A 22,514-nucleotide genomic window follows, 5' to 3' on the forward strand; every position below is an offset into this window, starting at 1 on the left:
TCGAACAGCATGTGTCTGCCTTCCGTATCGTTGGGGTGAGGATCGGGCCGGGCTAACCGCGTTGGCCCACGCCGTCCTGGACCAGAAGGTCGGAGCGGGCGATGCGGTAGGCGAGTTGGGCCCGGCTGCGGCTGCCGAGGTCGTCTGCCGTCTTCTTGATGTGGGTGGCCACGGTGCGGGCGCTCATCCCCAGCCGAGCCGCGATGGCGCCGTCCGTATAGCCGTCCACCATCAGACGCAGTACGGCCCGCCGTACGTCGTCGGTGAGCTGCGGCGGCCGCTCGTGCGCGGACAGCGGCCCAATGGGTTCCGCCCGGCCCCACGTCGAGGTGAAGACCCTCACCAGGTGCTGTACGGCGCCGGGGTGGCGGATGGCGACGGCGCTGGTGGTGCGCGCCTCGTCGCCCGGGATGAACGCCACCTTCTGGTCGCAGATGATGAGGCAGTCGGAGATGTCCTCCACGGTACGCACCTCGGCACCCGCCGCGGCAAGGCGCTCCAGGTAGGCGAGGCTGGGGCCGTGGGAGCGCACCGTGTGCCGGCACAGTGCGCGCCGACGCACACCCGGGCGCAGATCAGGCGCTATCACCCCCCAGGGCGACTCCAGGGTGTCCGCACGACCGGGCTGCGCTGTCAGCAGCTCCTCCCGGCACTCGCGAACGGCGGTCTCGACCGCGGCCTGAATCACGTTGCGCCCCACGTACGCCTCTATGGGCGCGCCGGCCGCCGAGTGGAATCGCTGATACACCGCCTGGGTGGTGGCAACGCGCGAACGGATACCCGTCATAATCTCCCGCTGCCGGGCGATCTGCTGTTCGTGCGGGCGGATAAGAAGGTCGGCTGCGATACCCGGGGGAATCGGAATGAAAGCATCCGGGGATTCCGGTAATGGACGCAACAGGCCCAGCGCACGCAGGCACGACGGAATTTCACCCGATACCTGCCCGAGGGTCAGCGCCTCCCGGTAAGTCTCCAAGCCCCGTTCACACACCTGCGGAAGGGAAACCCTGTCCAGTATTTCCGTATTTTTGCACATTGATTCTTCCTTCATGATCCTACATTGCAGGATCATGATGGCATGCCCGCCTTCCTTAAATAAGAGCCCGGTGGAAAGATTGTCTATCCGTAACAGCGGAGCACGGGGAAATCATTTAGCCGAACCAGCAAGCATACAGCCGAACAAGTTTTACCCCGCTCCGGCGACTTGCCGACCGATTCCCTCAGGCGTCCATCTCAACGATCGGGGTATGTACTGATGTCACGGATCTTTCTGGCTGCGCCCTATACGCAGTGGATGGACTGGACAAGAGGGACAGTCATCCCGGAACGCAAAGAATTCTTAAACAGCATTCGGCAGGCATTCCTGAACCGCGGACACGCGGTGTTCAATGCCCACCAGAACGAGGACTGGGGTGAGGGGTGGCTGGCGCCCGAAGTGTGCACGCCGGCGGACTTCCTCGCGGTGCAGCGGGCCGACGTGCTGTGCGTCGTGCTGGGAGATCCTCCATCGCCCGGGGTGATGACGGAACTTGGCTGGGCGTCGGCGCTGGGCCGTCCGTTGGTACTGCTCACCGGGACGACCCAACTGCCCGCGCTGGTCACCGGGCTGGGCGAGGTCACCCACACCGTGGTGCGACCGTGCCCTCGGGAATTGACCGCCGACATACTCGATGACCTCGTCGCGGAGGTCGAGGCCGCGGCCGCCGCGCCGGCCCGCCGGCCGGCGGACGGTCCCGTCGCCGGATACCCCAAGACCTCGCTCCCCTACGGCTACGAAGCAGGCGAGCTCACGGCCCCCCGTGTCGCCTGAGGCCGTGGCCGGCCGACTCCGGATCCTCGTCTCGGGGGTGGACTTCGGCTGGGGCAGCGCCGGAAAGCTGTCGAGCATCCTTGAGTCGCTGTGCGCCCGCACGGCGGCCACGGTGATCGGCCTCGGCACCGTCCTCGGCCGTCCGGTGCTGGGCGACCGATCCGTGACGGAGTGGCGGCACGCGGACCCCACCGACCGGGCCGCCATGCGGGCACTCGTCGAGGAGACCAACCCCGACCTCGCCCTGGTGGTCCTCGATCCGGCCCTGGCCACCGCGCTGCAGGAAGCCGATTGCCCGGTGGTGTACGTCGACAGCCTGCCGTTCCTGTGGACCGAGCACGACCCGATGCCGACCGAGGTCGCGCTGTACTGCGCGCAGAGCACGCTCCCCCTTCCGCCGACCGCCGCCGGCGTTCTGGGCGGGGTGCGCCACCTGTCCTGGGTACCGCCCATCGTGCCGGGCGCCGTTCGCGAGGCCAGGGAATCGGCGCGACCGACCGCGACCGGGGCCGCGCGGCGAACCACACGGGACGACGGCCTGGCGGTGGTCAACGTCGGCGGGCTGCACTCCCCGTTCACCGGCACGGACGACCCCTCCTACCTCCACCTCGCACTGCCGCCCGCTCTCGACGCGCTCGCGGCGCGCGGGGTACGGCGGACCGTTGTCACCGGCAACGTCGGACCTGACGCGCTGCCGGCAGCGCCCCCGAACATGACGGTGGAGGCCCGCTCCCTGAGTCACGGCGACTTCATCGAACTCATCGCGAGTGCCGGGCACGTCGTCAGCTCGCCCGGCCTGACCAGCATCCTCGAATTGGCCGCCATGGGGCGCGGCGCCCTACTGCTGCCGCCGCAGAACCTCAGCCAGGTGCTCAACGGCGACTTGGTCGCGGAGCGCTGCCAGGACGCGCTGCGGGTGCCCTGGCCCACACATGTGATGTCCCGCGCGGAGATCACCGCCTGGCACCGGGAGGGCGAGGACCACGCCGTCACCCGGATCCGCACCCGTATCGCCGCCGCGGCCTCGACCGCCGCCGGGCGCGCCCGGGTCGCCGCCTCACTGGCCGAGCCGCTGGCGAAGGGACTGGCGTGCACTGCGGACGGCGCCTCCTCATTCAGCCCGGTCGCGGCCTCCTACGACGGCGCCGACCGGGTGGCGGAGGCGGTAATCGCGCTTGCATCGCAGCGCGCGGCCGGCACCTCACGGTAGCCGCCGGAACGACCACCATCACAGCTGCGACAAGGTTGGAGCGCATCATGCCGGACCGTTCGAGGTACCTGTTCATTCGCATCCTTGAAGCGTGCAACGCCGACTGCTTCATGTGTGAGTTCGCGCTCTCCCGCGACGAATACCGTTTCAGCACCGACGACTTCGCGGAGCTGCTGCCCCAGGCGGCCGAGGCCGGGGTGGGGTACGTCCGGTTCACCGGCGGCGAGCCCCTGATGCACCGGGACGTGATCGACCTGGTGCGGTTGGGCACCGAGCACGGGATGCGCATGTCGCTGATCACCAACGGTCAGCTGCTGCCCCGGTACGTGGGGCGACTGGCCGAAGCCGGCCTCGCCCAGGTCGTCGTAAGCCTGGACGGCTCCTCGGGAGCCACCCACGACGTCTACCGGCGGTCTCCCGGCATGTTCGACGCCGCCGTCGAGGGGCTCGGTCTCGCCCGGGACCTGGGCATCATCCCGCGGGTCAACAGCGTCGTCGGACCCCACAACTACACGGAGATGCCGGACTTGCAGGCCCGGCTGACCGAACTGGGCGTGCAGCAGTGGGAGTTGTCGGCGATCAAGCTCGGCCGCGAGGTGCGCTACCAGGACCCCGCCCACGTCGTCACGACCTGCGACCCCATCTACACCGCGCAGCCCGCTCAGCTGCTGGTCCCGCTCGGCAAGCGCTTCTACGGCGACACCCCGGAGGAACAGGTCGCGTACTTCGAGGAGTCGGTGACCCCGCGCGCCTCTCTGCCACTGTGCCTGGTCACCGACGACGTCATCTACCTGGACGGCAAGTACGGGCGTACGTACGCCTGTAGCTGCCTGCCGCACCGGGAGGACGAGTCCGGACCGGGCGGCGCCGCGCTGCGCGACCCGTCGGGCCGCGTCCTGTTGGACAACCCCGCGTTCCGCGCACACGCCGACGCCTTCAAAGTCAACGGCCCCACCATGTGCGACGGCTGTTCAGCCACGGCCGCCGGTTACAGCGATGACCTCGCCCGGCTCGGCCGGGTGCCCGATTGGAGCTACTGACCCCTCCGGCCGCCGCACGGCATCACCCCCTCAGGCATCGGAGGCCCCATGACACACCGGATCACCGCACCGCAACCGCCGCAGCACCGACTGCTCGTCGCCGCGTCCCACGACGACGCCGACGCACAGACGCTGCTGAGCTGGATCTGCGCCCATCTCGACGGTTTCGAGATGGTCCCGGTCGGCGAACAGCCGCCCGGCCCCCCGGCCAGGGCCGCACTGGTCTGCGGCGACAAGGATCTGGCCGAGCGCCTGGAGAAGGACGGCATCCCCTCGGTGTTCGTCGCTACCTCCGGTACGGTGCCCACGGGCGGATGGCCGGCCAGCCGCATATGCCTGCTGCACCGTCCGCGCTGGCTGCCGGCTCCGGCGCCGGAAGCAGGGTCCGGCCCGGATATGAGTTCGGACGGGAGCCCGGCCACGCGGCCGGCCGCCCGTTCGGCCCTGCACGACGCCAGGGCCGATGTGGTCGTCACCATGGCCCCGCCGAGGGCCGTGAGATCCCGCGGCGACGGCGCCGTACTCCAACTGGCCCTGCCCGCCGGGCTCGACGACGAAAACCGGAACATGGACACTGCGGCGGCCGGGATGCTGCGGCATGCGCTCGCCACACTGGAAGGCGCCGCGGTCCCCGTGCGCGGTCTGGTACTCGCCGGGCGCCCGCCCGGCGCGAATCTACTCGCCACCATGGTGAAACTGCTGCCCGGAGTGGAGCCGTTGACCGGCGTCGGCGCGGCGGCGGACCGTCTGCTGACACAGGCGTCACTGCTGGTCTCCTCGCCGCTGCTGGCCGCGGTCGCCCAGGCGCACACGGCCCGGATCCCGCTCGCCACCCTCCCGCCCCTGGGTGTCGCCCAGCAGGCGGTGCTGCGCGCCTTGGGTGACGTGGACGTCGTCGTGCCCGCCCTCGACCCGACCGCCGGCGCACCGCACGACGCCCGGCGGATACGCGACCTGATCGCGACGCCGAACCTGCTCGCGGCGCGGCTGGACGACGTACTGGAGCTCGCCGGGGACGACCGACGCGGTGCGCAGCAGGTTGCCCGGCAGGTCCGCCAACTGCTCCTCGTACCCATGTAGTCGATGCGGTCACTGCCCATGAGGGAGCACCATCCGCCCGGACCGCCGCGAACACCCCACCATTGACCGCCGAATCATCGGAGAGTGATGTTGCGAAAGCTGCCCTACGGGGCCAACTACCTGAGCTGGGCGGAAGTACCCGAGCTGCGCGAGGCGTTCGAGGACAAGGCGCTCTTCCGCTACATCACCTCGGGCGAGAGTGTGTCGAGCCGCTTCGAGCGTGCCGTCGAGGAGCGCCTGGGAGCCGGACACGCGCTGGCCACCCACAACGGAACTCAGGCGCTGCGGCTGGCCCTGGTCGGCACCCGTCCCGCCGCGGGCACCCCGGTCCACATACCGGCCGTCACCTTCGTGGCCGTAGCGGGCAGCGTGCTGTCGTGCGGACTGATACCGGTGCCGGTCGACGTGGACGAGCGCTTCGGCCTGGACGCTTCCCTCCTGCCGCCGGATGCCGAGCGAGTGGTGGTCGCCCATATGGAAGGCATGGTGGGCCCGTTGCCGGAGGGCGTGCCCTATGTGATCGAGGACACGGCACAGGCCATGGGGGGCCGCCACCGCGACGGGCGGCACGCCGGGACGGTGGGCTGGGCCGGCACCTTCTCCTTCCACCACGCCAAAGTGCTCACCTCCGGGGAGGGCGGGCTGCTGACCGCCCGTGACCAGGAGGACTGGGTGCGGCTGCGCTCCTACAGTGACCACGGATCGGACCGCGCACACGGCCAGTACCCGGCGTGGCGGGAGGGCTCGTTCTACGGCGAGAATCTCTGCTCCAACGAAGCGGTCGCCTCGGTTCAGTTGCAGCAGTTCCGGCACCTGGACGAGATCCTGGCGAGTCTGGAGCGGCACTACGCTCTCGCGGTCGAGCAACTGCCGGGCCGCCCGGACATGCGGGTGGTGCCCCGCACCGAGGGTGACGTGAAGGTCAGCGTCCGGGTGCAGTTCGACTCCGGCGAGCTGCGCGACCGCGCGCTGGCCGCGCTCACCGACCGCGGCCTGCCCGGCTGGACGCTCGACCGCTACTTCCTGCCCGAGCACCCGGTGCTCAAGGGCCGTGCCTCGATCTACTCCGACGGCTTTCCCTGGAACCTCGACGACGGCTCGGAGCGCTATCGCCCGCTCAGCAGGGACGGTTTCGCCGGGACCCGGGATCTGCTGAGCCGCACTCTGTGTATCCCGCTCGCCCCGGAACTCGACAAGGCCGAGCAGGATACCTATGCAAAGGAGTTGGCCTCAGTGCTGACTCTGCTGTAGACCCTGCGCGGGCGTTGACACCGCGCCTGAACGTATCGATCACCAAAGTGAGCTGAGTACTCCGTGTTCCCAGAAGCCTCGCGTTTCACCGACTTCCTGCGCGATCCACACAAGCTGGCGCCCGTCCTGTGGAGCGTCCTTGGCCGCTTGCCGCTGTACCTGGTCAGTCTGGCCCTGGTCCTGTTCGTCACGGGCGAGGGCGAGAGCTACAAGTCGGCCGGAACGCTGCTCGCGGTCTATACGATCGGCACCGCTCTGCTCAGCCTGCTCATCGCCCGCGCGATGGACGCGTACGGCCACCGGCCGCTGCTGGTGCTCACCGCGGTCGTGCACCCGATGGCGCTGATTGGATTCGTCGCCGTCTACCCCGATCAGCGCTGGCTGCAGTATGTGCTGCTTTTCGTGGCCGGCGGCGCCACTCCGCCGGTCAGCCAATCCATCCGGGCGATGTGGAGCACATTGCCGATGCGGGAGGCCGAACGCACCACGGCCTACTCGGTGGAGGCGGTGCTCGGCGAGGTCTTCGTCATCGGCGGACCGCTGGTCGTCAGCGCGGTCCTCCTGGTGGGCTCCCCGGCGGCGGCCCTGATCGTCGGCGGCGTCATGGCCGGAGTCGGGGCGGCGGGGCTGGCCACGACCAATCTGCTCCGCAAAACCGGTGAGCAGCACGGCTCGGAGGGCGAGAAACCCGGCAGGCGCGGGCTCGGTGAGCCGCTGCGCTCGCCGAACCTGCTGGCACTGCTCGCCGTCCTCGGGCTGGGCGCCACCAGCCTGGGCGTCTACAACATCGCTCTGCCGGCGTTCGCGGTACGCGAGGGGTCGGCGGAGAGCGCGGGTGTGCTCTTCGCCGTCTGGGGCGTCGGCGGGATGCTCGGCGGCCTTTGGTACGGCAGCAGGTCCTTCGAGCGGCCCCAGCAGAGACTGCTGGCGCTGTGCATGGCGGCCCTGGCGATCACCACCGTCCTCCCCGTCCTGGCCTGGGGCGACTGGTCGATGGGGGTGGCGCTGGTCGTCGTCGGCTTCGTCATTGCGCCACTGAGTGCCATCGAGTACGAGCTGATCGGGCGGGTGGCACCGCCCGGGACCACGGTGGAGACCTTTACCTGGGTGATGACCGCGAACATCGGCGGCAGCGCCATCGGCGGCCAGCTCGCCGGGGTGCTGGTCAACTCGCACAGCCCTCGCGCCGCCCTGGCCGCGGCCACCGTGCTCGCGGGCGCCGGGGCCGCGGTGGCCTTCCTGGTCCGCCACCGGATCGGCGCCCAGCTCATTCGTACCGACCAACGGGAAGCCGAGTCGGCCCCGGCAGGCTCGGACATCGACACGGGAGGAGAAGCATGACCACCACCACGACGCCAAGGCTCACCGCCGACCGGGACCGCGAGGACCGGCCGAGCCCCGATGTCCTCCACCTCCACGAGCTGTCGCCCGGCGACGCCCGGACGGCCGAGGCCCTGGCCGCGGCCCTGTTACGGCGCCACGGCACCCCCGACTCCCCCGGGCTGCTCGCCGAGGCCCCCGTCGCGGCGGCGCGGCTGCCCGATGCGCTGCTGAGGGCGTCGGTTCGGGCCCGTGGCGACGACACCAAGCACGCCTTCATCATCCGCGGTAATCGTGGGGCCGAGTCGCTCGGCCCCACCCCCAGGCATTGGGATCGGGCCGACACCGAGGAGAGCCGGATATCCGCGTGCCTGCTCGTGCTCTATTCCGCTCTGCTGGGCGACCTGATCGGCTGGTCGAGCCAGCAGGACGGCCGCCTGGTCACCGACGTGCTGCCCGTCCCCGGCATGGAGAAGTCCCTGGTCAGCGGGTGTAGCGAACGCGAATTGGGCTGGCATACCGAGGACGCCTTCTCCCCGCACAGGGCCGACCACGTGGGCCTTATGGCGCTCCGCAACCCGGACTCGACGCCCACGACCGTGTCCTACGTCGACGTGCCCCGTCTCGCACCCGCCGCCGCCCGCGTACTGGCCCAGCCGCGTTTCGTGATCCGCCCCGACGATTCACACACGGACCCCGGGCAGGGCGCGGGACCACAACCGGTGCCGGTGCTCAGCGGCCATCCGGACAGTCCGGTGCTGCGTATAGACCGCGACTTCACCACCGCCCTCGACGGGGACGCCGAAGCCGAGAGCGCGCTGGCCCTCCTTGTCGAGCACATCGACCACAACCTCTATGACATCCCCATCAACCCCGGGGACGTGTGCTTCCTCGACAACCGCACTGTCGTCCACGGCCGGCGCCCGTTCGTGCCCCGCTACGACGGCCTGGACCGTTGGCTCAAGCGCGTGAACGTCGTCACCGACCTGCGCCGCACCCGTCCCGGCCGGAGCAGCGCCGCCGACCGCATCGTCCGCTGAGGCCGCCGCGCGACAGCGTCAGCCTCTCCCCGCTGCTGACACCGCACCCGGTGTCAGCAGGCCGTCTGCTCCGCCCCACGCCAACCGCACGCGAAGCGCCCCTGTGCACTCTCCTGCCACCAGTTTGGAGCCCCGGCATGACCACGACCCCCGCGCACGCCAGTGACCACCGGCCCGTCGTGCTGCTGGTGGATGGAAGGCCATCCACCTTCGTCGACAACGCCCTCGCCCGCGACGACGTCTCGATCGTCCTGCTGCGGCTGTCCACCGCGCTGGCGGAACTGCCGCCGGAGTACCTGCGGCGCACCACCCACCTGCCCGCTTTTGTCGCCCAGGTCGACAACCTGGAGGGCGAAGCCGAACGCTACCTGGAGTGGGCGCGGAAATTGCCCGAGGCACCCACGTACTTCTGCAACCCCCAGGAGCCGCTGCAGGAGACGGCACAGCCGTTCGCGGAGCTCGTGGGCCTGCCCCACTTGACCCGCGAGCAAGTCGCCTGGGTGCGCAACAAGCCGGCGATGAAGGATCGGTTCGCGGAGATCGGACTGGGCGCCGCCCGGTACCGCGTGGTGCGATCGGTGGCGGAGGCAGGGGAGTTCGCCGCCGAGCACGGTTGGCCCACGGTGCTCAAGCCGATGGACTCCTTCGCGTGCATCGACACCTATCGGCTGGACAGCGAGGCGGATCTGGCCGGCGTGCCCGACCTGGACCCCGGTCGCGGCTGGATGGTGGAAGAGTTCCTACGTGGCACCGAATACCAGCTGTGCGCGCTCGTGCTGGAGGGAAAGGTGCTGGACGCCTATCTGTCCCTCAACCCGGCGCCCATCCTCACGGTGCTGGACGGGGCGATCAACGCGAACATCACCTATGCGCGAAGCGAGCCTCAGCCGTTCGACGCCACTGCGGTGTGCCAGGAACTGGTCGATGGACTCGGTCTGGACCACGGCTACTTCCACGGCGAGTGCTTCATCACCGAGGACGGCGGCCTGCGCATAGGGGAGGTCGCCGCGCGCATATCGGGCTGTGAGGTGCCGGCCAACCACGGCCTGGCGTACGGCTTCGACATGCATCGCGCGATCCTGGACACGTACATCGGCCGTATGCCCGACCTCGGCTACACCGAAGATCGTGCGGTCGGCGACCTGCTGCTGCCCACCCGCGCCGGCCGGGTCACGCGCATCACCGCCCGGGAGGAACTGCTGACCCTGCCCGGCGTGATGGGTGCCCGGCTGAAGGTGGGGGTCGGCGACGTCCTCGTGCCGCCGCGGGCCTCGTACGCCTCGTCGGGTTACGTGCATGTCGAGGGCCCGACGGCTGACGAGGTAACCCGGCGGATGCACAACATCCTGGACAACTTTGTCATGGAGACAGAACCGGCCGAGCAGGCATAGCCCGACGCCCGCGCGTCCACCGGAGGAAGGCCCCGGCCGCCACCGTCGATGCGGGCTCCCGGTCAGCCCGCCGGATCGGCCCCGTGCAGGCCGAACTGGACGCGCGCGGCGGCGAGGCCGAGATCGTGCACGGCGAAGACGGTGAAGTAGTAAGCCTGCGGGGCCGCCTCCGGCGCGAGGTCCAGTGCCAGTTCGGTGCGCGTGGCCTGACCCGGCCGCACCACGACGCGCCGCATCAGCGGCTGGACTCGCGCGTCGAGATAGGACGGCAGCGTGACGCCGACATTCACCGTGCCGGCCCGGTGGGCGATGACCTCGACCGTCACGGGCAGCCGAGTACCGACGACCGCGTCGCCCGCGGCCTCCACTCGCAGCTCCGGCGCTTCGGCGTACGAATTCAGCACGTCGCCGCAGCGCGGACAGACGGCCTGCACCGTGTCGGTGATCACGGGCAACGTGCCGCGCCGCAGATGGACGAGCAGCGGTCGGCCGCAGGCGCAGACCTGAGCCGATTCGGCGGGTTCCCGCGCCGTACTGCGCACGCCGAAGTAGGTGGGGAAGTCGAGCAGCGGATCGGAACTGTCCCGGGCCAGCCGCTGCGCGAGCGCCAGGTCGAGCGAGGCCAGCTCGGCCGCCAGCTCCCGGCCGGTCGGCGTCTCACCCCCCGCGGGCGGGCTGTTGGTGCGCGCGGTGTATATCAGCAGCCGGTCGCTGAACTGCTGGAGCCGGCGCTGAAGGGGGTGGTCACCGCCCAGCAGGCCGCTGCCGAGGTAGCCGGACAGCCGGGTCCCGAGCAGACGCAACGGCAGCGCCGTGTCGTCATCGGCAGCGGACCCCTGAGGTCCGGCGGGCTGACCACCGACGGCCGCGGGGCGCGCAGTCGTGTCCCACGCCGCGGATGGCTCCAGGCCGACCTGCAGGAACGCCGGGTAGGGGTTGATGTCGGCGAGCCGCCGGTTGAGGGCCAGCGCGGTGCCACCGTCCCGGCCGGGCTCGGTGGTGAGCCACGCGGCCGTCTCGGGGCGGCCGGCATCGCAGGCGGAGAGCGCGGCCAGCACCGTCTGTGGCGGGCCGTCGATGGCGTTCAGCAGGAGAACGTACTTCGGATCGTAGACAGAGTGTCCCGCGAGGGGGCCGCTGTAGCAGCCGCTCATGACGATCTCGGCGGTCCGTATCGCGTTCGCCGGGATCAGCTTGTCCTCCGGCTTCGGACAGCCCAGGCCGTACGCGCACCGTGGCCCCTGCGCGCCGGGCGCCGTAGCCCTGACCGGGCTCAGCCCGCACAGGGTGTACTGACCCAGGTTGAGCTGGTCGTCCTTGCCATGCCCGTGGAACAGCACGCGCCGCCACACCTGCTTCAAGGCAAGGGCCTGGACGTCCTGGTGGGCCACTTCCTCGGCACCGTGCCAGGCCGCGTCGCCGACCGGAGGCAGTGTGTCCAGTTCCGAGAACACCCCCACCCGGCCGTGCGGAACGGGCCTCCCATACTGCTTGGCGATCATCCAGCTCACCGAATGCACGTCGCGCCCGGTGAGCACATGCAGCCCGCGCCGCTCCCGGTGGGCCCGCTCGATCAGCTTGTGCAGACTGTCGCCGTCCAGGTCCTGGTAGGTGCCGACGATCAGGACAGCGCCGTCGGCGGGGAGTTCGTCCGGTGTGGAGACCCAGGCGGTGGCGAGCGGCCGGGCCAGGTCCATCACCGCGGGCGGTAGCACGCCGACGAACACCCCGGTGGTACACACCAGCGGGGTACGACGCCCGTCATAGACCTCCTCGGCCAGGGCCATCCCGTCCACGAGGTCGGCGCGCGGACCGGTCCACACCGGCACCGGCACCCTTCCCCCACGGTCCGCGAGGAACCGGGCAGTGGCTTCGGAGCATTCCTCCAGCGTCGCGCACGACGTGAACACGGCGGGGCTTTCGGTATGGGTCGTCATACGGTCCTCTCCAGCTGCCAAGTGGGTCCTGCGTCGGTCTTCAGGCGAGAAGGTCGCCGCCGGGACCCGCATGCTCGGCGATGTGGTCCAGGCACAGTTCCCTGATGTCCTCGGGGTGCACCTGTGCCCACCCTCCTGGCAGCGGCAGGTCGGCAGGCCACAGGGCTCGGGTGCCGCGCCCCGTGGCCAGTACGAGGTAGGTGCCGTATTCCTGCTCGAACGGGTCGTGCGGCCAGCTCTCGCCGACGGTCTCCAGCCGACCGTCCGCCGTCCACCTGGCCGTGCGCAGGGCCCGCCACATCCGGCTGCCGGCCGGCCCGGACGGATCCGGCACGAACCGGCTGCCGCTCGCCTCCGGCCGGCCCGGATAGCCGCGGGCGATCGCCTCACCCGTCACGTACAACGCGCCCCATACACCACGCGGTGCCGGGCGCAGTGTCGCGTCCAGCACGCACGCTTCGTTCACGCACGCCGCCGAAGGTCCGATCCCGGGCTCGTGGACGCGGACGAGCTGGGCCTCGCCGGGACCCCCGCGGTGAGTGAGCCTCAGGTCACCCAGAGCGTCGAGCAGTGTGGTGCCCGGCTCGTAGGAAGCGCTGTACGAGACCAGCGAGCGCACTCCGGCGCGGTCGCCCCGGATGAGGTCCGCGAGAGCCGCTTCGGGGCCGAGTACGTCCCGCACGGCGTAGTCGGCGAGCCAGGTCCCGGGAGGCCGGAGGCCCGGTAGGACAAGGGCGCCGCCGGAGGCGAGCACACCCAGCACTTCCACGGCGACGGCGAGCCCCGGTGGTTCGGCGCCGGGCAGCCAGCCGGTCCGCAGACCTGCGGTGCCGTCTTCGGTACGGCGTGCGGCAGCGTCGGCGACGATCCGGGCACCGTGCAGACAGGCCATGGCCTCGTCCGTATCGGATGACGCTCCCGCGCCGGCTCCGCCCGGGAAGGACAGGAACACCGGATCAGCGGCGGCCAGGTCGACCGAAGGCGGCGCCGGTGGGGTTACGGGGACGTCACCGGGCGAGGCCGGATCAGCTCTCTCCGCTTCCGAAGCACCAAGGCCCGTAAGGCCGGTGAGGCCCTCCAAGTCCTGGGCGAGCAGGACGGGAAGGTCGGCGGGTACCGGCAATCCCCGCTGGTCCGTGACCAGGACCAGGGGGCGGCTCGCGGCCGGCGCCCGGTGGATTGCGTCCGGATCGTCCCAGGTTCCCAGCGCGTGGATGGCGCCGGTCCTGGCCAGGGTCAGGAGGGTGACGGCCCACGCGCCCGGTGCCGTGAGCGCGGAGGCGACGACCGCACCGGGAGCCACCTCGCGGGCGGCCAGCGCGCGGGCCAGCGCGTCGGCGCGAGCGTCGAGTTCGGCGTAGTCGATCGTGCGGTCCGGCAGGACGAGCGCCGGGGCCTGCGGGGTGCGCCGGACTTGTGCCGTGAAGAGGGCGGGCACGGTGGCTTCCAGGGACCGGTCCTCGCTGTGCACCGCCCGTGGGCTGCCGGACAGTGATTCCGCGAGGCTGACGCGCAGGCGGCTGACCGGGTCGCCCGGTGTCTCCAGCGCCGAGGTCAGCAGGGCCAGCCAGTATTCCGCCAGCTCCGATGTGCCCAGCCCACCGAGCGCGACCACGTCGATCCCCAGAGGTGCTCCGGACTCGCCCTGCCGCTCCGTCAGCAGCAGGCGTACGTCCGCGCCCGCCGACCCGCCCTCCTGATCGGTGTCTGCGGGATCTGTCGGGTCTCCGTCCTCATCGCCCGCCGCGGACGGCGGCCCCATGGCGAGCGACACACCGCCGGACAGGCCCTCTGGGCGTGGGACCGTGTGGAGATAGGCGGCCAGGCCCGACTGCCGTACCCGTGAGACCAGTTCGGTGAAGGTCGGGTCGCCCGAGGTGTCCGCCGCGATCGTCATCACCCCGCCGGGAACGGCGCTGTTCAGGACCACTCCCGACCCGGCTCCGAGTCGGCTGAGCGTGGCGGCCAGGGCGGCCTGCGACACGAGTACGGGCGTGCTGCCCTGCTCGGCGGCATAGCGGTTCAGGGTGCGGTGCAGATCCGGTCCACCGGTCAGGCGCACCGGGCCGGCCGTTCCGCCCGCCGTCCCCGCTGATCCGTCCAGGGGCCATCGCGTCGGAGCGCCGGTGTTTTCCGTGTGCGTCGGCGGGGTAGCCCGCCTCAGATGGTCGGCCATTGCCGCAGGTGTGGGGGCCTCGTACAGGACGCGTCCGCCGAGGTCACCGCCGAACATGACCCGTACCCGGGACACCAGTTGTGTGCCGGTGAGAGAACTGCCCCCCAGGTCGAAGAAGTTCGCGTCCGCCGAGACGGTGTACCGAGGCAGGGACAGAATGTCGGCGAACAGGTCGCACAGGACGGCTTCGGCCGGTGTCCGGGGAGCGGTGCCACGTGCGCTCGGCCGCGGTGGCCGGGGGCGCAGCGCCTTGCGGTCCAGCTTGCCGTTCGGGGTGAGGGGGAAGGTCTCGACGACGTCCACCGTGGCCGGGACCATGTAGTCGGGCAGTTCCTGTCGCAGCCGAGCACGCAGGAGATCGCCCAGGTCGGGAGCGGGCGCGCCGCTGGGTACGGGTATCACCTGCGAGGCAAGCCGCCGTTCGCCGTCCTCGGGCTCGTGCACCCATGCCACCGCGTCGACGACGGCCGGGTCCGCGGTGAGGGCGGCCACGACCTCGTCGAGTTCGATCCGGAAGCCGCGCAGCTTGACCTGGCCGTCGTCTCGGCCGAGGAACACCAGCGTGCCGTCGGGACGTACGGACACCTGGTCGCCGGTGCGGTACAGCGTGCCGCCGCCGTCCCCGAGGGGGTCCTCGACGAAACGGGCCCGGGTCAGCTCGGGGCGGTCCAGATAGCCGAGCGCGAGTCCGGGCCCGCCCAGCCACAGTTCGCCGGTGCCACCGGCGGAGACCGGGCGCCCGTCGGCGTCCAGGACGTGCGCCACGGTCGTGCCGATCGGCCGTCCGATGGGCACGGTGCGGTCGGCCGGGGAGAGGTCGGAGAGCCCACCGACCGTGTAGGAACAGGCGAAGGTGGTGCACTCGGTGGGACCGTACCCGTTGACCAGCCGACGCGGCGGATCGGCGGTGAGCACCTCGCGAACCCTGCGTGGGTCGAGCGCTTCACCACCGGTGACGAGAGTGTGCAGCGATGCGAACAGGGTGGGCCTGATCCGGGCGAGCTGATGGAACAGCGAGGTCGTCAGGAACAGGATGGTCAGGCCGTGGGCACAGATCGCCTGTTCGAGGGCGAGCGGGTCAGTGATCGTTTGCCGACCCAGACCGACCAGCCGCGCCCCGTGACTGAGCGCTCCCCAGATCTCGAAGGTCGCGGCGTCGAAAGCCGGGTTGGAGGTCTGCCCCACGCGGTCGTTCGGGCCGAAGTCCACCAAGTCGGCGGACCGGACAAGGTCGACCATGGCGCGGTGCGGGATAACCACGCCTTTGGGGGTGCCTGTGGTGCCGGATGTGTAATAGACGCACGCGGGGTCGTCACCATCGGCCCGCGCCTCCGGAACCGGGTGTGACCACCGGGCCGGCTCGTCGGGTAAATCACGTGGCACAACGACCGGGACACCGGACTCCGCGACGTTTGCCGCGGTGCGGGGATCGGCGACGACGGCGCGCGCGGAGCAGTCATCGATGAGCCACCGCTGCCGCGCCGACGGCTGTTCGGGGTCCACCGGCACATATGCGGCGCCGGCACGGACAATGGCAAGGACGGCGACGACCAGGTCGACACCGGGTGACAGGCAGACTGCCACGCGGTGGCCGCGGCCGATGCCTTTGGATATGAGGAATGCGGCCAGCTGATCCGCCCGTGATTCCAATTGGGCGTACGTCAGCCGCTCGCCCTGTTCGGGGTATTCGACAGCTACGGCAGCCGGCCACTTGAAGGCGGCGGAACGGACCAACTCACCAATGCTTGGGTTGGATCCCGAATGAGCCTGTGCCGTGATCCCCACTGGGTGAGCGCCCCCAACGTCGGAATTACCCGGATTTACTCCCGACCCGCGCCGGATCAGCCGAACTTAATGTCCTGGCCGCGAGGGTGTCAACCGGAGTCCAATACGTCCGAAACCCGTTCGGCAGAGGCAGTTGGCGGTGGCAAACTGTTCCGCATGGGACATCTCGAAGCTTCGCACTTAGAGTACTACCTGCCTGATGGACGGATCCTGTTCGGCGATGCGTCATTCCGAGTGCCCGAGGGCGCCGTGATGGCCCTGGTCGGCGCCAACGGCGCCGGCAAGACCACTCTGCAACGGCTGCTCGCGGGTGAACTGAAGCCGCACGGTGGCACGCTGACGGTCAGTGGCGGACTCGGGGTGATGCCGCAGTTCATCGGATCGGTGCAGGACGAGCGGACCGTACGGGACCTGCTGGTGTCGGTCTCACAGCCCCGAATCCGTGCCGCGGCCGAGGCGATGGACGAGGCCGAGCTGGCCATCCTGGCCAGTGACGACGAACCGGCCCAAATGCGGTACGCGCAGGCGCTCAGCGACTGGGGCGACGTACGCGGGTACGAGGCCGAGACCCTGTGGGACGTGTGCACCACCGAGGCGCTCGGGGTGCCGTACGAGCAGGCCCGATGGCGTGAGGTGCGAACCCTGTCCGGTGGCGAGCAGAAGCGCCTGGTCCTGGAAGTGCTGCTGCGCGGTACGGACGAAGTGCTGCTGCTCGACGAACCGGACAACTACCTGGACGTCCCGGGCAAGCGCTGGCTGGAGCAGCAACTCGCCGATACCCGCAAGACCGTGCTGTTCGTCAGCCACGACCGTGAACTGCTGTCCCGGTCCGCCGAGAAGATCGTGTGCGTCGACCCAGGAGCGGTCGGCAGCGACGTGTGGGTACACGGCGGCGGCTTCGGTACGTACGCCGAGGCACGCACGGAGCGCTTCGAGCGATTCGAGGAACTACGGCGGCGCTGGGACGAGAAGCACGCCCAGCTCAAGCGGCTGGTACTGGACATGCAGCAGTACGCCAAGCGCAGCGATCTGATGGCATCGCGTTACCACGCCGCACAGACGCGACTGAGGAAGTTCGAGGAGATCGGGCCACCACCGGAGCCGCCGCGCCCGCAGGAGATCACGATGCGACTCGGCGGCGGCCGTACCGGAGTTCGGGCCATTACCTGCGAGCAGCTCGAACTCACCGACTTGATGCGGCCGTTCGACCTGGAGATATTCTACGGTGACCGGGTCGGGGTGCTCGGTTCCAATGGGTCGGGAAAGTCGCACTTTCTGCGGCTGCTCGCCGGCGACGACGTCGCTCACTCCGGAGCGTGGAAACTCGGGGCCCGCGTGGTGCCCGGACACTTCGCACAGACGCACTCCCACCCGGAACTGGTGGGCCGAAAGCTTCTCGACATCCTGTGGAAAGAGCACGCGAAGGATCGCGGTGCGGCCATGTCGGCGCTGCGCCGCTACGAGCTGAGCACACGGTGCGAATTGCCCTTCGACCGGCTTTCCGGCGGTCAGCAGGCTCGTTTTCAAATTCTGTTGCTGGAACTCGAAGGTGCCACCGCCCTCTTGCTGGACGAGCCGACCGATAACCTGGACCTGGAGAGTGCGCAGGCGCTGCAGGACGGACTCGCGGCCTTCCAGGGCACGGTCGTCGCAGTGACCCACGACCGCTGGTTCGCGCGTTCTTTCGACCGGTACCTGCTCTTTGCGGAGGATGGCAAGGTGCGCGAGACATCGGAGCCGGTGTGGGACGAGGGCAGGGTCAGTCGCAGGAGGTAGCGACAGGCTCGGGACTCGTACCACGCGTCCCGAAAGAGCACTTCGCCCCACCGGGAGACGTTTGGTTCGGTCTCCCGGTTTCGCGTGGGCTCGTTCGGGCCGCGCTCCCGGTCGAGTCGCCAGTAGATCGGGTCGACTGTCGTGGCACAGATCATGGCTTGGGTCAGTGGGGGGGCGGGCCCGTAGTCGCGGGTGAGGCGACGGCGCAGTGATACATCACATGCTCGCGTCCTTTGCCGGGACCGCGGGGGCAGCGGGGGCCGGGGGACCCGCGGCCCCCGCTGCCGGGGTGTCGTCAGTCCGTCGAGGGCTGTGGGTGTATCGCCTCGATGTCCGTCTCGGGCACCCAGATGGGGCGCTCGTTACCGATGATGAGGTAGCGCTGCAAGTTCTTCTCATCGTCCCAGGCAATCGCGAGCACCCGGTACTTCGCCTTGCCGCCGATCTGCACCCGGACATCCCCGGCCACGCCGGTGAAATGCTGAGCCATGCCGTCCCCTTGTCAGTTCTTCGCGTTGTTGATGTAGCACTGCAGGTATGCGGCGCCGCTCAGCTTGCCCATCAGGTAGCTGGTTGTGGCGTAACCCTCGAAGGCGTGCCGTTCGATGAGTACCTGGTCGAAATGGGGTTCCCAGCGTGGGTCGATGGTCGGCTCAGTGACGAAGAACGACATGAAGTAGCCGCCGGGCTTGAGTACGCGGGTGATCTGCTCCTTGATCAAGCGCACCCACCAGTCGGCGTCGTCCCGGATCTCCCGGGGCAGCCACGGATCGAACATGATGCCGTCGACACTGTCGGTCGGTATCGACTCGATGTACTCGAAGAAGTCCGCGTGGACGATTTCCATGTTGCCGGGCAGGTCCGGAGTAGCCTTCTTGAACTCCTTGATGACCTCGTCGTATGCCTCGACGACGGTGTGCCTCTCGGTCTTCGGCTGCCGAGCAATGGCGAGCGCGGACAGGCCGAATCCGAGACCGCATTCGAGGTATGTGCCGCCTTCCCGGCACAGTAACTCCGCCGAACGCCGCATAAGCGGAGCTTCCCACTCCTGCATGGCCTGTGAACCATTGATGTAAAGCGTCTTCTCGCCGTCTGTGGAATCCTTGACGACTATGTCCGGAGACACTGGTTGGGCCGGGTGTTTCACGCTGCGTCCTCCCTGATGCGAAGTCGCCCGACCGGCGGGCCGACCAGCCGGGGCAATGGTGCCTGTGATCTTGGAGTGCGTCCGCGATGCTACGCACATCACGCCCGCCCCGCAATGGGTGAACTCCCCTTCCTATGCTCGCCGTCGACCGCGTCGCGCACGCTCGGTCGATTCAGTGAAACGCGCCTGGCGATCCCTCAATACTGCTGACCTCGCCGTTTTGGTTGGGGCTGGTCCGGATGCTGCCCGGATAGGCGAAAACACCTGCCGGACGCGGTGCGCCGCGAGGCGGAAGGACGCTCGCATACGGGATGTATTCGGGCGTTCCGACAACGCCGCGAAGTGCCGTAGCTGTTGTCGCGCGCCCGCCGGGGATTACGGGACAGCCCTTAGCCCCGCCGTTTCGTCAAAGCTGATTCCGGAATCTGGGTGGAAATAGGAAAGGCTCCTTCTGAGCAGGGGCGATGATTCCTGACGAGGGGTTCTTTCGGTCCAAGCGGAAGATACTTTCTGCGTGCGGGGTATCGGTTTCGGGCCCGCCGGACTGCTGAGGAGTCGGTCCGCGAAGAGGTCGCGGCGAAGAACCGCCCTGACCAGTACGCCGCGCGGGCCCGCGCCTCGCTGTGAGGAGCGCGAGGCATCCGAGGCCGACACCGATGGCGGTTCCCGCCGCGTTGGCGTACAGGTCCAGCGCATCGAACTGCGGCCGAGGCCGATGGCTAGCCTCTATCAGGGCGGCGCCGCAGATACCTGTGACCAGGACGGTGATCGGCCGTCGGAGAGCGATGACTCCGAGGAGGCCGAAGGGGGCGAAGAGCAGCGTGTTCAGCTGCGCTTCCGGAACGGAGAGGATGCTCACGGGGCCGGAGTCCAGCCGGCAGGTACGTGGGAGAGGAACGGCTGTCCCGTCCAGCCTGTTCAGGAGGGAGGCCGTGCCCGGTACGAGAGTGACCGCGAGGACGCCGATCCAGGCCCAGGCGTAGAGCAGACGCGGCAGGGGTGAGAAGGGCAGCACGAAGCGCGCCGGGCGGTGCGTCAGCACAGCCACAGGCCATGACGGGAGCGATCCGGTGTGTGATGAAGCCCCGGGGCAGCGTGCTGCCCGGCGTTCGAGCCCAGCGCAGTCGCTGTCGGATTTATTACCTTGCCGCTGGTCAGAGGCACTGCCAGGAGTTGGACCGCACCTCCCTCGGTGAGCTGCGGCACCCGCGGGTGGGTGAGCGCGCGGAACTTTGGGCGGTGTCGGTCATCGGCCTTGAGGCGGGTGATCCCGCTCGGCGTCCGTGTCGGTCGCCGCACTCCAACCGGCGTTGTCAGCCTGGACGCGCGAAGATCGCGCCGACGGCCCGCGCCCGTCCTCGTTGGCCTAGAGTGCCGGGGTGCCTTCGTACAGCATTGGCCAGGCCGCGGAGCTGCTGGCTGTGAGTCCGGAAACCGTTCGCCGATGGGCGGACGGCGGTCACCTCGTGATGGACCGGGGCGGGTCGGGGAACCGGATGATCGACGGCGTCAGCCTGGCGGGCTTCGCCACGGAGCGGGCGGCGGGTCTGCATCCGGTGCCCGGTGGGGTTCTGACGTCGGTGCGGAACTCGTTCGCCGGCATCGTCACCGCCGTGACGGTCGACGACATCGTGGCTCAGGTGGAGATCCAGTCGGGGCCGCACCGGCTGGTATCGCTGATCAGCCGCGAGTCCGTGGAGGAACTCGGCCTGGAAGTAGGGGTCCTGGCGACGGCACGGGTCAAGTCGACGAACGTGCACATCGACCGCCCGGGAAGCCAGGGCTGAGCCGCGTCCGACGCGGTCAACGGCAGAGCAGAGCCGCTCGCAGGTCGAGTTTGTGGTCGAGGCGCGAAAGGTCGCGGCCGGTGAGCGTTTCGATACGCCGGACTCGGTAGTGGACGGTGTTGACGTGCAGATGGAGGGCTTCGGCGGTGCGCGCCCAGGAGCCGTTGTGGGCGAGGAAGACTTCGAGGGTTTCCAGGAGCATGCGCTGCGAGGCGCTGTCTCCGTCGACGAGCGGGCCCAGGGTGCGGGCGCTGAATACCTCGCGTACGGGCAGCGGGACTCCGGCGAGGAGGGCGGGCAGGGTGGTGAGGTCGTCCACGGAGGTCAGCCCGGCCGCCGCGGGTGCGGTCGTGTGGGCCGCGGCCCGCGCGTAACGGGCTTGTGCGAGGCTGCCGCGAAGACCCCCGGGCTCCGCGGCGACCGCTCCCGTACCGCCGTGGAGTGGTGCGGTGGGGCGGCAGGACCGCAGGAGCGGCCACACGGTCCGGAGTCGGTCTCCTTCCGTGCCGGGTTCGCCCCGGACGACCGCCACGGCTTCGCCTCCCTCGGATTCGCCCACGGCGAAGGGGCGGTCAGGGTGGTGGCGCAGCGCCTCGGACAGGGCGTCCGCCGCCGCGCGGGCGTCGTCGTGGGCCGAGCGCGCCGTGATGACGTGGTACGGGCCGTGGGCGGGCAGGCCGCAGCCCTGGAGTGCGCGCCCCAGTGATGTGGCGTCCGTCCCCGGGGCGTCGATCGACGAGATGAGGGTGCGGGCCCTGTCGCGTGCCGCGTTCTCGCCGCGCGTGCCGCGGTGCTGGTGCTGGGCGAGGACGTCGGCTATCTCGTGCAGGACACGCGGCGGGGCCTCTTCGGTGCCGGGCAGGTGGAGGTGTCGGACCGCGTAGGGGGAGCCGTCCGTTTCGACGCGCAGCGTGACTCCGGTGGGACTCCGCAGGCGCTCCACGCCCTGTTCCGCCGTCAGGGGCGCGGTGGACGATGTGCGCGCGAGGGTTCGGCCGGTGGCGCTGAGGACGTAGCAGGCCGGGGTTCCCAGGTGGGCGAAAGCGCGGTCGAGCAGCGTGTCCAGGTCCGCGTCGGCCGCCAGGAGCGAGCTGAGTTCCCTGCGTACGTTCTCGGGCAGGGCGTGGTGGTGGGCGGGGCGGCGGCTGAGGTCGCCCCACTGTCTGAGGTAGACCGCCTCGGTGATGGCCCGGAAGCTGGTGTGCGCGGGCACGGCGATGAGCGCGATGCCGCGTGCGCGGCAGGAGTCGGTGAGGACATCGGGGACGGTGCCGTGCGTTTCCTCGCCGGCGAGGAGGGCCGCGGCCCCGGCCGACTGGAGCGCCGCGACGAACCGGTCCGCCTTCTCGGGGTGGTCGGTGGGGTTCCACCAGACCAGGCCGCTGAGGACGACCTCGCCCCGCTGGAGAAAGCGGGTGGGGTCCTCCAGGTCGGTGGCGGTGACCCCGCTGATCTCCCGGGCCAGGAGCCGGCTGTCGCCCCACACCAGAGTGAGGTCGAGAGCTTCGAGCTGGAGGAGGTTTTCGACGTGCATGTCTTGCTCCTTGCGCGGCTGACGAGCTGCACCCGCCATCTCACATTCACGAGGCAAATACGAGTTGAGTCATCGTAAATGCCAGGTGATGCAAGCGATACATCTCTTGGTTGATCCTCCAGCACGGGAGGCGGGGGCTCGTGCTTTTTCGTGTGGCGCACCAGTCGTGCGCGGGGTCGTCCCGTTGCTTCACTGAGACCGTCGGTGGCCGAAAACGCAACGGCCGGAGC

General features: G+C 69.7%; 16 protein-coding genes. 10 read left to right on the plus strand and 6 right to left on the minus strand.

The features are described from left to right. Positions 1–52: 52 nt before the first annotated feature. On the minus strand, positions 53–787 hold the full coding sequence (locus OG413_RS36045; RefSeq protein WP_266812860.1) for a LuxR C-terminal-related transcriptional regulator: 735 nt from the start codon (positions 785–787) through the stop codon (positions 53–55). 468 nt (positions 788–1,255) lie between these two features. On the opposite strand from OG413_RS36045, the gene OG413_RS36050 reads away from it, so the two are divergent. The 8 genes from OG413_RS36050 (at position 1,256) to OG413_RS36085 (ending at position 10,142) form a co-directional block, all read left to right on the plus strand. After that, positions 1,256–1,810, plus strand: coding sequence for a hypothetical protein (locus OG413_RS36050; RefSeq protein WP_266812862.1), 555 nt, complete (start codon positions 1,256–1,258; stop codon positions 1,808–1,810). Positions 1,811–1,814: 4 nt separating this feature from the next. Further along, entirely contained in the window at positions 1,815–3,020 is a 1,206-nt protein-coding gene (locus tag OG413_RS36055) for a hydroxymethylcytosylglucuronate/cytosylglucuronate synthase (protein WP_266812863.1), read from the plus strand. 47 nt (positions 3,021–3,067) lie between these two features. Continuing rightward, positions 3,068–4,060 carry a cytosylglucuronate decarboxylase gene (gene blsE / locus OG413_RS36060; RefSeq protein WP_266812864.1) on the plus strand — a complete coding sequence of 331 codons (993 nt, stop codon included), beginning with the start codon at positions 3,068–3,070 and terminating at the stop codon, positions 4,058–4,060. A gap of 48 nt (positions 4,061–4,108) precedes the next feature. Further along, positions 4,109–5,140 carry a CGA synthase-related protein gene (blsF, locus tag OG413_RS36065; RefSeq protein ID WP_266812866.1) on the plus strand — a complete coding sequence of 344 codons (1,032 nt, stop codon included), beginning with the start codon at positions 4,109–4,111 and terminating at the stop codon, positions 5,138–5,140. A gap of 87 nt (positions 5,141–5,227) precedes the next feature. Further along, a complete protein-coding gene (locus OG413_RS36070; RefSeq protein WP_266813305.1) occupies positions 5,228–6,391 on the plus strand; it encodes a DegT/DnrJ/EryC1/StrS family aminotransferase in 1,164 nt (387 codons plus the stop codon). Positions 6,392–6,454: 63 nt separating this feature from the next. After that, positions 6,455–7,732 carry an MFS transporter gene (locus OG413_RS36075; RefSeq protein WP_266812868.1) on the plus strand — a complete coding sequence of 426 codons (1,278 nt, stop codon included), beginning with the start codon at positions 6,455–6,457 and terminating at the stop codon, positions 7,730–7,732. Next, on the plus strand, positions 7,729–8,751 hold the full coding sequence (locus OG413_RS36080; protein WP_266812870.1) for a TauD/TfdA family dioxygenase: 1,023 nt from the start codon (positions 7,729–7,731) through the stop codon (positions 8,749–8,751). Before OG413_RS36075 ends, OG413_RS36080 begins: the two co-directional genes overlap by 4 nt. Positions 8,752–8,888: 137 nt before the next feature. After that, positions 8,889–10,142, plus strand: coding sequence for an ATP-grasp domain-containing protein (locus tag OG413_RS36085; RefSeq protein WP_266812872.1), 1,254 nt, complete (start codon positions 8,889–8,891; stop codon positions 10,140–10,142). Positions 10,143–10,204: 62 nt separating this feature from the next. On the opposite strand, the gene OG413_RS36090 is transcribed toward OG413_RS36085, so the two are convergent. Then, positions 10,205–12,079: a hypothetical protein gene (locus OG413_RS36090; protein ID WP_266812874.1), complete on the minus strand. Its 1,875-nt coding sequence runs from the start codon at positions 12,077–12,079 to the stop codon at positions 10,205–10,207. Between the two features lie 40 nt (positions 12,080–12,119). Then, positions 12,120–15,989 (minus strand): amino acid adenylation domain-containing protein, encoded by a 3,870-nt coding sequence (locus tag OG413_RS36095; RefSeq protein ID WP_266812876.1) that lies wholly within the window; start codon positions 15,987–15,989, stop codon positions 12,120–12,122. Between the two features lie 207 nt (positions 15,990–16,196). Here OG413_RS36095 and OG413_RS36100 point away from each other — a divergent pair, with 207 nt between their 5' ends. Further along, positions 16,197–17,816, plus strand: coding sequence for an ATP-binding cassette domain-containing protein (locus tag OG413_RS36100; protein ID WP_266812878.1), 1,620 nt, complete (start codon positions 16,197–16,199; stop codon positions 17,814–17,816). Positions 17,817–18,111: 295 nt separating this feature from the next. Here OG413_RS36100 and OG413_RS36105 read toward each other — a convergent pair whose 3' ends face one another. After that, complete coding sequence (locus OG413_RS36105; RefSeq protein ID WP_266812880.1) at positions 18,112–18,306, minus strand: hypothetical protein; 195 nt, start codon at positions 18,304–18,306, stop codon at positions 18,112–18,114. Between the two features lie 12 nt (positions 18,307–18,318). Beyond that, on the minus strand, positions 18,319–18,870 hold the full coding sequence (locus tag OG413_RS36110) for a class I SAM-dependent methyltransferase (protein WP_266812882.1): 552 nt from the start codon (positions 18,868–18,870) through the stop codon (positions 18,319–18,321). A gap of 1,472 nt (positions 18,871–20,342) precedes the next feature. Here OG413_RS36110 and OG413_RS36115 point away from each other — a divergent pair. Continuing rightward, positions 20,343–20,750, plus strand: a complete 408-nt coding sequence (locus OG413_RS36115) for a molybdopterin-binding protein (protein WP_266812883.1) — start codon at positions 20,343–20,345, stop codon at positions 20,748–20,750. A 16-nt stretch (positions 20,751–20,766) separates the two neighbouring features. Here the strand turns inward: OG413_RS36115 and OG413_RS36120 are convergent, their stop codons facing one another. Then, on the minus strand, positions 20,767–22,284 hold the full coding sequence (locus tag OG413_RS36120) for a PucR family transcriptional regulator (RefSeq protein ID WP_266812884.1): 1,518 nt from the start codon (positions 22,282–22,284) through the stop codon (positions 20,767–20,769). Between the last annotated feature and the right edge of the window lie 230 nt (positions 22,285–22,514).

Source organism: Streptomyces sp. NBC_01433, from assembly GCF_026340105.1.
Lineage (GTDB): Bacteria > Actinomycetota > Actinomycetes > Streptomycetales > Streptomycetaceae > Streptomyces.

Bases quoted from the DNA above. Each gene is read 5' to 3' on its own strand.
- OG413_RS36045 (WP_266812860.1), bottom strand. From the start codon at position 787: ATGACGGGTATCCGTTCGCGCGTTGCCACCACCCAGGCGGTGTATCAG.
- OG413_RS36050 (WP_266812862.1), top strand. From the start codon at position 1,256: ATGTCACGGATCTTTCTGGCTGCGCCCTATACGCAGTGGATGGACTGG.
- blsE (WP_266812864.1), top strand. From the start codon at position 3,068: ATGCCGGACCGTTCGAGGTACCTGTTCATTCGCATCCTTGAAGCGTGC.
- blsF (WP_266812866.1), top strand. From the start codon at position 4,109: ATGACACACCGGATCACCGCACCGCAACCGCCGCAGCACCGACTGCTC.
- OG413_RS36070 (WP_266813305.1), top strand. From the start codon at position 5,228: ATGTTGCGAAAGCTGCCCTACGGGGCCAACTACCTGAGCTGGGCGGAA.
- OG413_RS36080 (WP_266812870.1), top strand. From the start codon at position 7,729: ATGACCACCACCACGACGCCAAGGCTCACCGCCGACCGGGACCGCGAG.
- OG413_RS36085 (WP_266812872.1), top strand. From the start codon at position 8,889: ATGACCACGACCCCCGCGCACGCCAGTGACCACCGGCCCGTCGTGCTG.
- OG413_RS36090 (WP_266812874.1), bottom strand. From the start codon at position 12,079: ATGACGACCCATACCGAAAGCCCCGCCGTGTTCACGTCGTGCGCGACG.
- OG413_RS36100 (WP_266812878.1), top strand. From the start codon at position 16,197: ATGGGACATCTCGAAGCTTCGCACTTAGAGTACTACCTGCCTGATGGA.
- OG413_RS36105 (WP_266812880.1), bottom strand. From the start codon at position 18,306: ATGGCTCAGCATTTCACCGGCGTGGCCGGGGATGTCCGGGTGCAGATC.
- OG413_RS36110 (WP_266812882.1), bottom strand. From the start codon at position 18,870: ATGCAGGAGTGGGAAGCTCCGCTTATGCGGCGTTCGGCGGAGTTACTG.
- OG413_RS36120 (WP_266812884.1), bottom strand. From the start codon at position 22,284: ATGCACGTCGAAAACCTCCTCCAGCTCGAAGCTCTCGACCTCACTCTG.